The organism is Pseudomonas baetica, from assembly GCF_002813455.1.
Lineage (GTDB): Bacteria > Pseudomonadota > Gammaproteobacteria > Pseudomonadales > Pseudomonadaceae > Aquipseudomonas > Aquipseudomonas baetica.
On record NZ_PHHE01000001.1, the window covers coordinates 88,555 to 102,966 of the forward strand.

The 14,412-nt window shown below is 57.6% G+C and carries 12 protein-coding genes and 1 pseudogene; 9 read left to right on the forward strand and 4 right to left on the reverse strand.

Annotated elements, in window-relative coordinates:
* Positions 1-114: 114 nt before the first annotated feature.
* The 3 genes from ATI02_RS00395 to ATI02_RS00405 form a co-directional block, all read right to left on the reverse strand.
* Positions 115-1,362, reverse strand: coding sequence for an IS256 family transposase (locus ATI02_RS00395; RefSeq protein WP_095191982.1), 1,248 nt, complete (start codon positions 1,360-1,362; stop codon positions 115-117).
* 78 nt (positions 1,363-1,440) lie between these two features.
* Positions 1,441-1,899 carry a GNAT family N-acetyltransferase gene (locus ATI02_RS00400; RefSeq protein ID WP_100845142.1) on the reverse strand — a complete coding sequence of 153 codons (459 nt, stop codon included), beginning with the start codon at positions 1,897-1,899 and terminating at the stop codon, positions 1,441-1,443.
* Between the two features lie 27 nt (positions 1,900-1,926).
* The gene (locus tag ATI02_RS00405; RefSeq protein ID WP_095191606.1) at positions 1,927-2,829 is read right to left on the reverse strand and encodes a chemotaxis protein CheV; all 903 of its coding nucleotides are present in this window, start codon (positions 2,827-2,829) and stop codon (positions 1,927-1,929) included.
* Between the two features lie 259 nt (positions 2,830-3,088).
* Here ATI02_RS00405 and ATI02_RS00410 point away from each other — a divergent pair, with 259 nt between their 5' ends.
* On the forward strand, positions 3,089-4,336 hold the full coding sequence (locus tag ATI02_RS00410) for an IS256 family transposase (protein ID WP_095191982.1): 1,248 nt from the start codon (positions 3,089-3,091) through the stop codon (positions 4,334-4,336).
* Positions 4,337-4,397: 61 nt separating this feature from the next.
* Here ATI02_RS00410 and norR read toward each other — a convergent pair.
* A pseudogene (norR, locus tag ATI02_RS00415) lies at positions 4,398-5,945 on the reverse strand (nitric oxide reductase transcriptional regulator NorR); the annotation flags it as partial.
* 164 nt (positions 5,946-6,109) lie between these two features.
* Between norR and hmpA the strand changes: the two are divergent.
* The 8 genes from hmpA (at position 6,110) to cyoE (ending at position 14,268) form a co-directional block, all read left to right on the forward strand.
* Positions 6,110-7,291 carry an NO-inducible flavohemoprotein gene (hmpA, locus tag ATI02_RS00420; RefSeq protein ID WP_100845143.1) on the forward strand — a complete coding sequence of 394 codons (1,182 nt, stop codon included), beginning with the start codon at positions 6,110-6,112 and terminating at the stop codon, positions 7,289-7,291.
* A gap of 220 nt (positions 7,292-7,511) precedes the next feature.
* Complete coding sequence (locus ATI02_RS00425) at positions 7,512-8,072, forward strand: ester cyclase (RefSeq protein ID WP_100845144.1); 561 nt, start codon at positions 7,512-7,514, stop codon at positions 8,070-8,072.
* Between the two features lie 25 nt (positions 8,073-8,097).
* A complete protein-coding gene (locus tag ATI02_RS00430; protein ID WP_095191602.1) occupies positions 8,098-8,607 on the forward strand; it encodes a disulfide bond formation protein B in 510 nt (169 codons plus the stop codon).
* Positions 8,608-9,432: 825 nt separating this feature from the next.
* Positions 9,433-10,374: a ubiquinol oxidase subunit II gene (gene cyoA / locus ATI02_RS00440; protein ID WP_095191601.1), complete on the forward strand. Its 942-nt coding sequence runs from the start codon at positions 9,433-9,435 to the stop codon at positions 10,372-10,374.
* A 3-nt stretch (positions 10,375-10,377) separates the two neighbouring features.
* Complete coding sequence (cyoB, locus tag ATI02_RS00445; protein ID WP_090286080.1) at positions 10,378-12,408, forward strand: cytochrome o ubiquinol oxidase subunit I; 2,031 nt, start codon at positions 10,378-10,380, stop codon at positions 12,406-12,408.
* Between the two features lie 3 nt (positions 12,409-12,411).
* Positions 12,412-13,035 carry a cytochrome o ubiquinol oxidase subunit III gene (gene cyoC / locus ATI02_RS00450; protein WP_095191600.1) on the forward strand — a complete coding sequence of 208 codons (624 nt, stop codon included), beginning with the start codon at positions 12,412-12,414 and terminating at the stop codon, positions 13,033-13,035.
* Positions 13,035-13,370, forward strand: coding sequence for a cytochrome o ubiquinol oxidase subunit IV (cyoD, locus tag ATI02_RS00455; protein ID WP_007916940.1), 336 nt, complete (start codon positions 13,035-13,037; stop codon positions 13,368-13,370). The genes cyoC and cyoD overlap by 1 nt, the downstream gene beginning before the upstream one ends.
* Before the next feature lie 10 nt (positions 13,371-13,380).
* The gene (gene cyoE / locus ATI02_RS00460; protein WP_095191599.1) at positions 13,381-14,268 is read left to right on the forward strand and encodes a heme o synthase; all 888 of its coding nucleotides are present in this window, start codon (positions 13,381-13,383) and stop codon (positions 14,266-14,268) included.
* Positions 14,269-14,412 lie beyond the last annotated feature (144 nt).

A 14,412-nucleotide genomic window follows, 5' to 3' on the forward strand; every position in this document is an offset into this window, starting at 1 on the left:
GCGAGCAGGCTCGCTCCCACAGTTTGAAATGCATTCCAGGGTGGGAGCGAGCCTGAGAGTGTCAGATTTTTTGTGTGCGGGCCGGTAATGGCCTGCCGTCAGGCAGGCCGGGTTTTACCAGGTCGGCCTGATAAATCGATCTCCGTACAGAATCGCAAATTGGTTCATCGCACTCTTCCAGTCATGAGCCGCCGAGCCCCAGTTTGCCGTGATGTTACGCAGCCCAAGCCAGATCAGCTTGGTCGCTGCGTCATCCGTCGGGAAGTGGCCCCGGGTCTTGATGATCTTGCGTAGCTGAGCGTTGATGCTTTCGATAGCGTTGGTCGTATAGATCACTTTTCGAATGGCAGGCGGGAAGACAAAAAATGGAATCACTCGATCCCAGGCTCGTCTCCAGGCCGCCACCACCGTTGGGTATTGCTTACCCCAAGGGCCATTTTCAAAGGCATCCAGTGCTTCCTCAGCCGCTTCTGCGTTGATGGCTTGATAGATCGGTTTTAGCGCCTTGGCCAGCTCACGGCGCTTGTCCCACGCCGCGTAATCGAGGCTGTTGCGGATCAAGTGGACGATGCATGTTTGCAGCGTTGTTGCCGGAAATACTGCGCTTAGCGCCTCTGGCATGCCTTTGAGACCGTCAGTCACGGCGATCAGCACGTCCTCTACGCCGCGGGTCTTGAGGTCGTTGAAGACCTTCATCCAGAACTTCGCACCCTCGGTGTTTTCGATCCAGATACCAAGAATATCGCGCGTTCCATCGGGTAAAACACCCAGCGCCAAGTAAATCGCCTTGTTGCGGACAAGGCCTTCTTCTCGGATCTTGACCCGCAGCGCATCGAAGAAAATGACTGGGTACATCGGCTCAAGCGGTCGCTGTTGCCACGCACCAATTTCCTCCATCACCTCGTGCGTGACTGAGCTGATGAAGTCATGGGAAACGTCCGTCCCGTATTGCTCAGAGAGGAAAGCGCGGATTTCTCGAACGGTCATGCCTCGGGCATACATGGCGATGATCTTGTCATCAAAACCGGTGTAACGCCGCTCATGCTTGGGGATCAGAATGGGGGCAAAACTGCCATCCCGATCACGGGGAATCTCCAGCCGCAGCGGGCCATCCCCCGTCAAAATCGTCTTGCCCGTTTTGCCATTGCGCTGGTTGGTTTCATCCTCTGGGCGCTGCGCGCCCGGCGGATACCCCAGGTGGTGACCGAGCTCGGCACTCAATGCTCGCTCAATCAAGGCCTTCTTGAAGGCCGCAGAAGCGTCTTCAATAGCCTCTGCGGTAATCAGCCCCTCACCGAACTCTTCGAGCAGCTCCTTGGGGATTTTTGGTAGGTCACGCAGGGGTTTCTTTTTGGTTGGCATACATGCACCTCTTACTCATGTTATGCCCGAACACAAAATTTCTGACACCCCCGCGAGCCTGCTCGCGAAGACGGTCGATCAGTCCGGCACCCGTTCCCGGCGGACCACATACATCCCGGCACTTTCATACAACCGCTGCGCTCGCACGTTATCTTCCAGCACCTTTAAATCGACAAATCCTTCACGCCGCTGGTGAAACCCCCTGAATGCATTCAACAACAATGCCCGGCCCAAACCTCGGCCCTGCAGGCGCGGATGCACCACCAGATCCTTGATGTATGAACTGGTCCAACATTGCGCCACACCGACCACGCCCTCGGCATCAAGGGCAATAAAACACAATGTCGGATCATATTCAGGATCGCTTTCAAAGCGCTGTTGCCAGGTTTCCAGATCCGGCACTCGGCCCCCACCTTCCCGGGAACCGAGTTGCATGAGGTGATGCACAGCCACAGCCAGTTCCGGCCGGTAAGTGCTGACCTCAACACCTTCTGGCCAGACGATATCCGGCGCGTTTGCAGGTAGATCCCGCCGCATCAAAAAGCAGTACGTCTGGCCCAAGACTCAGTAACCGTTGGCGGCGACGTGTTTGGCCGCTTCGATCAGGCGCTGGGTCAGTTCCGGCGAGGAGAACTTGGTCAGTACTGCGTTGGCCCCGGCAAGGCGTGCTTTTTCGCTGTTCATCGCGCTGTCGAGCGAAGTGTGCAGCAGCACGTAGAGGTGGGCGAAATCCGGGGTTTCGCGCAGGGTACGGGTGAAGGCGTAGCCGTCCATTTCGGACATTTCGATGTCGGAGACGATCAGGTTGATCTGCTGCGCGGTGCCTTGCAGGTCGAGCAGGCAGTCGATGGCTTCCTTGGCGCTGCGGGCAGTGTGGCATTGCAGGCCGAGATTGCGCAGGGTGTGTACCGATTGCTGCAGCGCCACCTGGCTGTCGTCGACCACCAGAATCCGCGCGTTGCCGAGGACGTCGGCGTCTTCCATGGTCAAGTCGGTCGGGGCCATTTCGATCTGCGCCGGGGCAATGCTGTGGATGACTTTTTCGATGTCCAGCACTTGCACCAGCGTACCGTCGACCGAGGTCACGCCAGTGATGTAGGCGCGCGAGCCGCCGGAACCGAACGGCGGTGGCTTGATGTCGGTGGTCAGGCAGTGGACGATTTTGCTCACCGCTTGTACGTGCAAACCCTGCTTCGAACGGCTGACGTCGGTGACGATCAGACAACCGCCGTTCGGGTCTTCCAATGGACGTTCGCCGATGGCGCGGCTGAGGTCGATGACCGACAGCGAAGCACCGCGCAACGTGGCGATGCCTTTGACGTGCGGGTGCGACTCCGGCAGTTTGGTCAGCGGTGGGCAGGGGATGATTTCACTGACTTTCAGCAGGTTGATCGCCATCAGCTTGCCGCTGCGCAAGGTAAACAGCAGAAGCGAAAGTGAGTCTGCGCGGGCTTTGGTGGAGGACATATAAACCTTCTGTGGAAAGGTGGTGGGCGAGGGTGAAAATCGCCAAAAACTATTGATGCCGGGTTATCGACTTGTCGGGGGCAGGCTTTAGTGCCTTTGGGCAGTCGAAGATCAAAAGATCGCAGCCTGCGGCAGCTCCTACAGAGATCACCTATCCCTGTAGGAGCTGCCGAAGGCTGCGATCTGTGCTTTTATTTCATGCCGAGGGGGGGTGTCAGAAATTTTGTGTTCGGGCATAACATGAGTAAGAGGTGCATGTATGCCAACCAAAAAGAAACCCCTGCGTGACCTACCAAAAATCCCCAAGGAGCTGCTCGAAGAGTTCGGTGAGGGGCTGATTACCGCAGAGGCTATTGAAGACGCTTCTGCGGCCTTCAAGAAGGCCTTGATTGAGCGAGCATTGAGTGCCGAGCTCGGTCACCACCTGGGGTATCCGCCGGGCGCGCAGCGCCCAGAGGATGAAACCAACCAGCGCAATGGCAAAACGGGCAAGACGATTTTGACGGGGGATGGCCCGCTGCGGCTGGAGATTCCCCGTGATCGGGATGGCAGTTTTGCCCCCATTCTGATCCCCAAGCATGAGCGGCGTTACACCGGTTTTGATGACAAGATCATCGCCATGTATGCCCGAGGCATGACCGTTCGAGAAATCCGCGCTTTCCTCTCTGAGCAATACGGGACGGACGTTTCCCATGACTTCATCAGCTCAGTCACGCACGAGGTGATGGAGGAAATTGGTGCGTGGCAACAGCGACCGCTTGAGCCGATGTACCCAGTCATTTTCTTCGATGCGCTGCGGGTCAAGATCCGAGAAGAAGGCCTTGTCCGCAACAAGGCGATTTACTTGGCGCTGGGTGTTTTACCCGATGGAACGCGCGATATTCTTGGTATCTGGATCGAAAACACCGAGGGTGCGAAGTTCTGGATGAAGGTCTTCAACGACCTCAAGACCCGCGGCGTAGAGGACGTGCTGATCGCCGTGACTGACGGTCTCAAAGGCATGCCAGAGGCGCTAAGCGCAGTATTTCCGGCAACAACGCTGCAAACATGCATCGTCCACTTGATCCGCAACAGCCTCGATTACGCGGCGTGGGACAAGCGCCGTGAGCTGGCCAAGGCGCTAAAACCGATCTATCAAGCCATCAACGCAGAAGCGGCTGAGGAAGCACTGGATGCCTTTGAAAATGGCCCTTGGGGTAAGCAATACCCAACGGTGGTGGCGGCCTGGAGACGAGCCTGGGATCGAGTGATTCCATTTTTTGTCTTCCCGCCTGCCATTCGAAAAGTGATCTATACGACCAACGCTATCGAAAGCATCAACGCTCAGCTACGCAAGATCATCAAGACCCGGGGCCACTTCCCGACGGATGACGCAGCGACCAAGCTGATCTGGCTTGGGCTGCGTAACATCACGGCAAACTGGGGCTCGGCGGCTCATGACTGGAAGAGTGCGATGAACCAATTTGCGATTCTGTACGGAGATCGATTTATCAGGCCGACCTGGTAAAACCCGGCCTGCCTGACGGCAGGCCATTACCGGCCCGCACACAAAAAATCTGACACTCTCTGCCGAGGCGCTTGGCCATCCGCCCCAGATTCGCCCGATCCAGCCCCAACTCTCGCGCCGCACTCGCCCAGTTGTCCTGATTGCGTTCCAGCGCAGCACTGATCAATCTTCGCTGATATTCCTCAGTGGCTGCACGCAAATCCCCGCTGATCAACGGTACAGAAGCGACATCACCGGCAACCGGTTCGACCGGGTTATCCACAACCTCGCGCGGCAAATCCAGATCCGTCGCACTCAGGCTAAGGATTTTCGGCCGCACCTTGCAGTTGCCCAAGGCCTTCAACGCACTGCGCCCGATCAAGTGTTCCAGCTCACGCACGTTGCCCGGCCAAGTGTAGGCGAGCAGGGCTTCCTGAGCGTCGCTGTTGAGTCGCAGGCTATTGAGGCCCATGCGCGAACGGTTCTGTTCAAGGAAGAAACCGCTGAGCAGCAACACATCCCGCCCACGATCACGCAGGGCGGGTACCCGCAACGGGTACACGCTCAGGCGATGGTAAAAGTCGGCACGATAACGGCCACTGCGCACTTCTTCGGCCAGATCTCGGTTGGTTGCGGCGATCAGGCGCACATCGACCTGATGCTCCTTGTCCGAACCCAGGCGCTGCAACTGGCCGCTTTGCAGCACCCGCAGCAGCTTGGCCTGCACCGTCAGCGATAACTCACCCACTTCATCGAGAAACAGCGTGCCGCCATTGGCCAGTTCGAATTTGCCGCGACGGTCGCTGGTGGCGCCAGTGAAGGCGCCGCGGACGTGGCCAAATAACTCGCTTTCGACCAGGGTATCCGGCAATGCGGCGCAGTTGAGGCTGATGATCGGTTTGTCGGCGCGTGGGGAGGCGGCATGAATGGCTTGGGCCACCAGTTCCTTGCCAACCCCGGTTTCGCCGGTGATCAACACGGTCAGGTCGCTGCCGCCGACCAGATTGATTTCTTCCACCAGCCGTTTAAGCGCTTTGCTCTGGCCGATCATTTCGCGATTCTGCTGACCGCTGGCCTGACGGTAGACCTCGGCGCGCTGGTGCTCGTCTTCAGCGCGGATCGCCAGGCGCTCGATGCGCTCGGCGGCGTTGACCGTGGCCGAGGCCAGGCTGGCGAAGGCTTGCAGGGCGTCCAGTTCAATCGGCTCGAAACGCTCGGGGTCGAGCGCATCGAGGGTGATCAGGCCCCAGAGTTTTTCATCGACAAACAATGGGCAGCCAAGGCAGTCGTGGACTTCGAGGTGATCGTCGAGGCCGTCGACCAGACCGTCGTAGGGATCGGGCAAGTCGCTGTCGGCGGCGAACCGGGTCGGGCCTTTGCCGGCCAGCAACACTTCAAAGCGCGGATGTTCGCTGACTTTGAAGCGTCGACCCAGGGTGTCAGTACTCAAACCGTCCACCGCCAGTGGCACCAGCGATTCGCCGTCGAGGCGCAACAACGCGGCGGCATCACACGGCAGCAAAGCGCGCATGGCTTCGAGCAGGCGCCGGTAGCGCTCGCCCTCGGGCAATTCGCGGGACAGGTCGGAGACGAGGGGAAGCAAAGCGGTGAGCAGGGATTTGGCAGTCATGGTCTTGTAGTCAAAGAGACAAGATGTAGTCGGGATGACTATAAAGAGCTTTGAGTCTATTTGACTACATTATTCTCAAGTATATGATTTATATAGGTTTATTATTTGGCACGGAAACTGATAAGCCTTAGGTAACTTTTAAATGAAGCTCAGGAGTCAACCTTATGCTTAGCGTCCAGGATCGTGCCATCGTCAAATCCACCGTGCCCCTGCTGGAAAGCGGCGGCGAGGCGCTGATCACGCACTTCTACCGCATGATGCTCGCCGAATACCCGCAAGTCCGCCCGTTGTTCAACCAGGCGCACCAGTCCAGTGGCGACCAGCCGCGTGCCCTGGCCAACGGCGTGCTGATGTATGCACGGCATATCGACCAGCTCGACCAGTTGGGCGATCTGGTGGCGAAGATCATCAACAAGCATGTTGCTCTGCAAATCCTGCCGGAGCACTACCCGATTGTCGGTGCCTGCCTGTTACGCGCCATCTGCGAAGTGCTTGGCGATGAAATCGCCACGCCTGAAGTGATGAGCGCATGGGGCGCGGCTTACGGCCAACTGGCCGACATTCTGATTGGCGCCGAAACCGCCATCTACGACCAGAAAGAACACGCCGTCGGCGGCTGGCGCGGCGCGCGGGAGTTCATTGTGGCGGCCAAGGTTGAGGAGAGCGCGGAAATCACTTCGTTCTACTTCGAGCCAGCGGACAAAGGCCCGATCCTCGCGGCCGAACCGGGTCAGTACATCGGCATGAAGCTGTTCCTCGACGGCGAAGAAATCCGCCGTAACTACTCGCTGTCGGCGCTGGCGAACAACGGCCAGTACCGCATCAGCGTCAAGCGCGAACCGGGCGGCCGTGCCTCCAATTATTTGCACGATCAGCTACACGTCGGCGCGAGCATTCAACTGTTTCCGCCATCGGGCGAGTTCACCCTGACTGCCAGCGACAAGCCGCTGGTACTGATCAGCGGCGGTGTCGGCATCACCCCGACCTTGGCGATGCTCGAAGCGGCGCTGCAAACCAAGCGCCCGGTGCACTTTATCCACTGCGCGCGTAACGGCAGTGTGCATGCGTTCCGTGACTGGATCGATGAGTTGGCTGCGCGTCATCCGCAACTCAAGCGTTTCTACTGCTACGCCGAAGATGACGGCGTGAGCCCGGCGGCGGACAAGGTCGGGATGTTGAGCCAGGAGTTGCTGGGTGAATGGCTGCCAGAGCAGCGCGATGTCGACGCTTACTTCCTTGGCCCGAAAGGTTTCATGGGGGCGATCAAGCGCCACCTGAAAGCGCTGGGTGTGCCGCAGAAGCAGAGCCGGTATGAGTTCTTTGGGCCGGCTGCGGCTTTGGAGTGATCTGAAACCGCGTCGCCTTCATTCGCGAGCAGGCTCGCTCCCACATTGGATCTGCGTTGAACACAAATCCCCTGTGGGAGCGAGCCTGCTCGCGAAGGCCGTTACGCGGTCTCTATTATTAAATTCTGTTTAAAGGTTAATCGTTTCTTAACCGGTTTATCGTTTATTCCCCGATGCTGATGATAGGCGCTCGTTCGTTTACATGATCAGGATCGCCCCCATGTCGCACCTCACCTTGTCCCGTCGTTCCAGTCTCGCTGCCCTGAGCCTGTCGGCTTCGCTGCTGGCCAGCCCGTTTGCTTCTGCCGAATCTGCCCTGATAAAACCGCAGACCTTGATCGTTGATCAGAGCCTGCCCAAGGCGCAGGCACAAGCCATGGAACTCGCGGCGCGGCGTTACGGCAGTTTCTGGAATTCCGGTGAAGAAGCGTTGGCCACGGCGGCGCTATCGCCGCAGTTCGTCGACAAGACCCCGCCCGAAGGTCGGGTGCAGGGGCCGACCGGGCCATTGCTGGCGTCGAAGTTCTTTCGCACGGCGGTGCCTGATTTGAGCTGCGATATCGAGCAAATGATCGTCGCCGGTGATCGCGTGGTGGTGCATCTGCACTTTCGCGGGCATTTCACTGGCACCTTCAAGGCTCTCAAAGGGCAGGGCCAGCGTGTAGACTTCCGGGCAACCGATATCTATCAGATCGACAACGGTCGCATCGCGGCCAATTGGCATATCGAAGACAACATCAGCCTGATGGCGCAACTGCAAGCGCAGCCGCCGGCCAGCTGAACCATGGACATATAAGGGAAACGCGATGAGCGAGGAAACGATTCGACTGGGACGTGAGCGGCGCTTTCTGGTGCTGCTGGGCATCATCTGTCTGGCACTGATCGGTGGTGCGCTGTACATGCAGATCGTGCTCGGCGAGGCGCCTTGCCCACTGTGCATTTTGCAGCGCTATGCGTTGCTGCTGATCGCGCTGTTCGCGTTCATCGGCGCGGCCATGCGGACCAAGCGCAGCATCACCGTGTTTGAGGTGCTGGTGGTGATTTGCGCGATTGCCGGTGCCGGCGTGGCCGGGCATCACGTGTACACCCAGTTCTATCCGGCGGTGAGTTGCGGCATTGATGTGTTGCAGCCGATTGTCGATGACCTGCCGCTGGCGAAAATCTTCCCGCTGGGCTTCCAGGTCGACGGTTTCTGCTCGACGCCGTACCCGCCGATCCTTGGCCTGTCGCTGGCGCAATGGGCGCTGGTGGCGTTCGTGCTGATCGTGATCCTGGTGCCGCTGCTGACGTCGCGTAATCGAAAAGCACTGCGCTGAATCAACTATTCGGCGCATTGGCCGATACAGAAAACGCCTCGATTTGCGTATCAGCCAATCGGGGCGTTTTGCATTTCAGAGTGTTTGTGAAAACACCGTGACGAACGGCAAGGGTGGGTGCGACAGGTGTGCGACATGTTGTCACACAGGCCGTGTCGCAGGCCTTCACAGCGACATGGATTGGTGCGCTGTTACAAAAAAGGATTGGTCTGTTTCGGTGATTTTGCGCTTTTGCACGTGTGTGCCAGATCAGGCAGTTTTAACAAGCGCGGGCAAATGGCCAGAAGCCTTGGGATATCGGGCTTTGCGCTGATCAGGCATGCAGAAAATGCCTGCAGAGCTGTCTGAAATGAGGCGCATACACCTACAAATTTTGGTGTTTTTGTTGAGAATTGATTTCGATAACATGCGGCACTTTTGCAAAAATGGCGATGGATTGTTGCTCGAACGGATAAAAATTATTTCGGGATAAGACATGGTGTATAGGGCGCTACCTATCTACAATCGCCCGCACTGAATTCCCGGCACTGTTCAGCCTTTATTAAGGAGGCGAGCAGGAAGTCGGGTGTCGAGCAAGTCGCAAGGCTTTCAAGACACCCAGGTGTCGGTGCCTTCCAACTTTCCGCACCAAATGGAATTGGTCTGTAACAAGGCCTTTGACCACGAATTCGAATAAGAACTGACCGCTGTCCCAGGTTTTGTCGAGCGTCTGACGCGCGACGGGCGGCCCTTATTCAATCCAAAGAAAATGCCAACCCTTGGCAGGGTGAAGTGTTGGCGATCAAAACCCAACTGCATTGCGCAAGCTGCTTTAGAGGTCGTGAGATGAGTAAAAACAGGTACCCCAGATTACTAGGCCTAGTGCCGCTGCTCGGCACGTTGTTGCTGGGAGGCTGCAACATGACCTTGCTCAATCCAACGGGCCAGGTTGGCCTGGAACAGCGCAACCTGATCATCACCGCCACGCTGCTGATGCTGTTGGTTGTGGTGCCGGTTATCGTCATGACCTTCCTGTTTGCCTGGAAGTACCGCGCCTCCAACAAAGACGCCATCTACACCCCGAAATGGTCGCACTCGACCAAAATCGAAGTGGCTGTCTGGACCATCCCGGTGCTGATCATCATTGCCCTGGGTTACATCACCTACATTTCGACCCACGAACTGGACCCGTATCGTCCGATTGAATCCGACGTCAAGCCGGTGACCATCGAAGTGGTCGCGCTGGACTGGAAGTGGCTGTTCATCTACCCGGAACAAGGCATTGCCACGGTCAACAAGATCGTGTTCCCGGCGCACACGCCAATCAACTTCAAGATCACCTCCGACGCCGTGATGAACTCGTTCTTCATCCCGGGCCTGGGCGGCCAGATCTACGCGATGGCGGGCATGCAGACCAAGCTGCACCTGATCGCTGACCGCAACGCTGAAATGGACGGCATCTCCGCCAACTACAGCGGCGCGGGTTTCACCGGCATGAAGTTCAAAGCCATCTCAACCACTCAGGAAGATTTCGACGCCTGGGTAAGTGAAGTCAAGAAGTCACCTAAACAGCTTGATCAGGCTGAATACGCAGCCCTTGCCAAGCCGAGCCAGAACAACCCAGTCGAGCTCTACTCCTCGGTCACGCCGAACCAGTTCCAGATCATCGTCGACAAGTACGAAGGTATGAAGCCGGGCAAGCCGCTGAAGCACGAGAAGAAAGAGAAAGAAGTGGCGGCCACGGAAATTGACTCGAGTTCGCATTCAGCTGCCGGGGCAGAGGAGTAAACGATGTTTGGTAAATTAAGTTGGGAAGCAGTCCCATTCCACGAGCCGATCGTGATGGTGACCATCGCCATGATCGCCCTCGGTGGTCTGGCGCTGTTCGCTGCAATCACCTACTTCAAGAAGTGGACTTACTTGTGGACCGAGTGGCTGACGTCGGTCGACCACAAGAAAATCGGCGTGATGTACATCATCGTCGCCATGGTCATGCTGCTGCGCGGTTTTGCCGACGCCATCATGATGCGTACCCAGCTGGCCATGGCCACCGAGGGTTCGCCTGGCTACTTGCCGCCTGAACACTATGACCAGATCTTCACCGCTCACGGTGTGATCATGATCATCTTCATGGCGATGCCATTCTTCACCGGCCTGATGAACCTTGCAGTGCCGCTGCAGATCGGCGCGCGTGACGTTGCCTTCCCGTTCCTGAACTCCCTGAGCTTCTGGCTGCTGGTGTCCGGCGTTGTGCTGATCAACCTGTCCCTGGGCGTCGGCGAATTCGCCAAGACCGGTTGGGTTGCTTATCCACCGCTGTCGGGTCTGCAATACAGCCCTGGCGTGGGGATGGACTACTACATCTGGGCGCTACAGCTATCCGGGTTGGGTACAACGCTAACGGGGGTTAACTTCCTCGCTACCGTACTGAAAATGCGTACCCCTGGCATGAAACTGATGGACATGCCGATCTTCACCTGGACCTGCACCTGGGCAAACGTTCTGATCGTGGCTTCGTTCCCGATCCTGACCGCTACCCTGGCACTGCTGACCCTTGACCGTTACATGGATTTCCACATTTTCACCAATGAACTTGGTGGCAATCCAATGATGTACGTTAACCTGTTCTGGGCGTGGGGCCACCCTGAGGTTTACATCCTGATCCTGCCGGCATTCGGCATCTTCTCGGAAGTGATCTCGGCGTTCACCGGCAAGAAACTGTTCGGCCACCACTCGATGATCTACGCCTCGGGCGCGATCTCGGTACTGGGCTTCATGGTCTGGCTGCACCACTTCTTCACCATGGGTTCGGGTGCCAGCGTCAACGCCTTCTTCGGTCTGGCGACGATGCTGATTTCCATCCCGACGGGTGTGAAGCTATTCAACTGGCTGTTCACCATCTACCAGGGCCGTCTGCGCTTCACCAGCCAGGTGATGTGGACGCTGGGCTTCATGGTGACCTTCGCCATCGGCGGCATGACCGGCGTACTGCTGGCCATCCCGGGTGCTGACTTCGTTCTGCACAACAGCCTGTTCGTGATCGCGCACTTCCACAACGTGATCATCGGCGGTGCGGTATTCGGTTACATCGCAGGTTTCGCGTTCTACTTCCCGAAAGCGTTCGGCTTCAAGCTGCACGAAGGCTGGGGTAAAGCAGCGTTCTGGTTCTGGATCTCGGGCTTCTTCGTCGCGTTCATGCCGCTCTATGCACTGGGCTTCATGGGCATGACCCGTCGTCTGAACGCCACCACCAACCCTGAGTGGGTACCGTACCTGTACGTTGCCATGTTCGGTGCGGTGATGATCGCTGTCGGTATCGCTTGCCAGCTGATCCAGCTGTACGTATCGGTGCGTGACCGCAACAAGCCAGAGAACGTTTGCGATCACGGTGACCCGTGGAATGCACACACTCTGGAATGGTCGACCTCGTCGCCACCTCCGTTCTACAACTTTGCTGTGCTGCCTAAGGCTGACTGCATCGACCCGTTCACCGAAGCCAAGGAAAACGGTACTGCGTACCAGCGTCCGGCCAAGTACGAGCCGATCCACATGCCGAACAACACCGCTACCGGTGTGGTGATGGGCGCACTGTTGACCGTCTTCGGTTTCGCGATGATCTGGCACATCTGGTGGCTGGCGATCGCGAGCCTGGTAGGCACTGTCGTCTACTTCGTGATCCACGCTGCACGTGACGACCAGGGCTATATGGTTCCGGTTGAAACGATCGAGCGCATCGAAGCCGAGCAGCACAAGCGTCTGGTTGCGGCAGGGAAAATCCCGGCCGGTGCCACCCGTGTTGAAACCTCGTTGGAACAGGCTTAAACCATGTCGAATTTAGTGACCAATGTTGGACACGCCCATGGTGACCATGGGCACGATGACCATCACCACGACTCGGGCGAGATGACCGTATACGGTTTCTGGCTCTACCTGATGACCGACTGCATTCTGTTTGCGTCGATCTTCGCGGTGTACGCAGTACTGGTAAACAACGTAGCCGGTGGCCCAGCGGGCCACGACATCTTCGAACTGCCCTACGTGCTGGGCGAAACCGCTCTGCTGTTGTTCAGTTCGATCACCTACGGCTTCGCCATGCTGGCGTTGTACAAAGGCAAGAAGCAGGCGGTCCTGGGTTGGTTGTTCATGACCTTCCTGCTCGGCGCCGGCTTTATCGCCATGGAGATCAACGAGTTCCACCTGCTGATCTCCGAGGGCTTCGGTCCTAGCCGTTCGGGCTTCCTGTCGGCGTTCTTCACCCTGGTCGGTACCCACGGTCTGCACGTATCTGCAGGTCTGATCTGGATGGGCATCATGATGTACCAGGTCAACAAGCACGGCCTGACGGCGACCAACAAGACCCGTCTGAGCTGCCTGAGCCTGTTCTGGCACTTCCTGGACGTGGTGTGGATCTGCGTATTCACCGTTGTTTACCTGATGGGGACTCTGTAATGGCTAATGCACACTCCCATGACAGCCATGATGCTGGCCACGGCAGCGTAAAGTCGTACGCCATTGGCTTCATCCTGTCGGTGATCCTGACCGTCATCCCGTTCGGCCTGGTGATGTACCCGAGCCTGCCGAAGGCGACGACGCTGGCAATCGTTCTGTTGTTCGCAGTGATCCAGGTGATCGTTCACCTGTATTACTTCCTGCACCTGGACCGTTCCATCGCTCAGCGTAACAACGTGATCGCGTTTGTCTTCACGGCCATCGTGATCGTGCTGCTGGTTGGCCTGTCGCTGTGGATCATGTTCAGCATTCACACGTACATGATGGCGAAGTGAGGTAGACCCGATGTCGCTCAAGCACTTTATCCAAATCACCAAACCGGGGATCATTTTCGGTAACGTGCTTTCTGTGGCAGGCGGGTTCTTCCTGGCCTCGAAAGGGCATGTCGATCTGGCGGTGTTTCTGGCAGCCATGATCGGCACCTCCCTGGTTGTAGCCTCCGGTTGCGTGTTCAACAACTGCATCGACCGCGACATCGACCTGAAGATGGAGCGCACTAAAAACCGGGTGCTGGTGCAGGGCTTGATCTCCCTGAAACTGGCCCTGGTCTATGCGACCATCCTTGGTGTTCTCGGCGTTGCGTTGTTGTACAAGGTGGCCAATCCGTTGGCCGCCCTGTTCGCGGTCATCGGCTTCGTCATCTACGTCGGCTTCTACAGCCTGTACCTCAAGCGCAAGTCGGTTCACGGCACGCTGGTGGGCAGTCTGTCGGGCGCCATGCCGCCAGTGATCGGTTACGTTGCCGTAACCAACAGCTTCGACATGGCCGCGCTGGTCCTGCTGGTGATGTTCAGCCTGTGGCAGATGCCGCATTCCTACGCCATCGCGATCTTCCGCTTCAACGATTACCTGGCCGCATCGATTCCGGTGCTGCCAGTGAAGCGCGGGATTAAAGTGGCCAAGAAGCACATCCTGCTCTACATCCTGGCGTTCCTCGTGGCGACCTTGATGCTGACCTTCAGCGGCTACGCCGGCATGAGCTACCTCGCTGTCGCCGCGGCCATGGGCATGTACTGGTTGTACATGGCCTGGACCGGCTACAAGGCAGTGGATGACACGGTCTGGGCACGCAAGCTGTTCGTGTTCTCGATCTTCACCATCACCGCGCTGAGCGTCATGATGTCCCTGGACTTCAAGGTGCCAAGCGAGCTGCTGCTGACGTACGCGCCGTAAGGTTTCGAGGCTTCAAGAAAAACCCCGCATATCGAGAGATGTGCGGGGTTTTTTGTTGCGCGGATTATGCTGATTTGATGTGCGGCGATTCGCGAGCAGGCTCGCTCCCACAGGGAATATGTGATCGACGCAGATCACATGTGG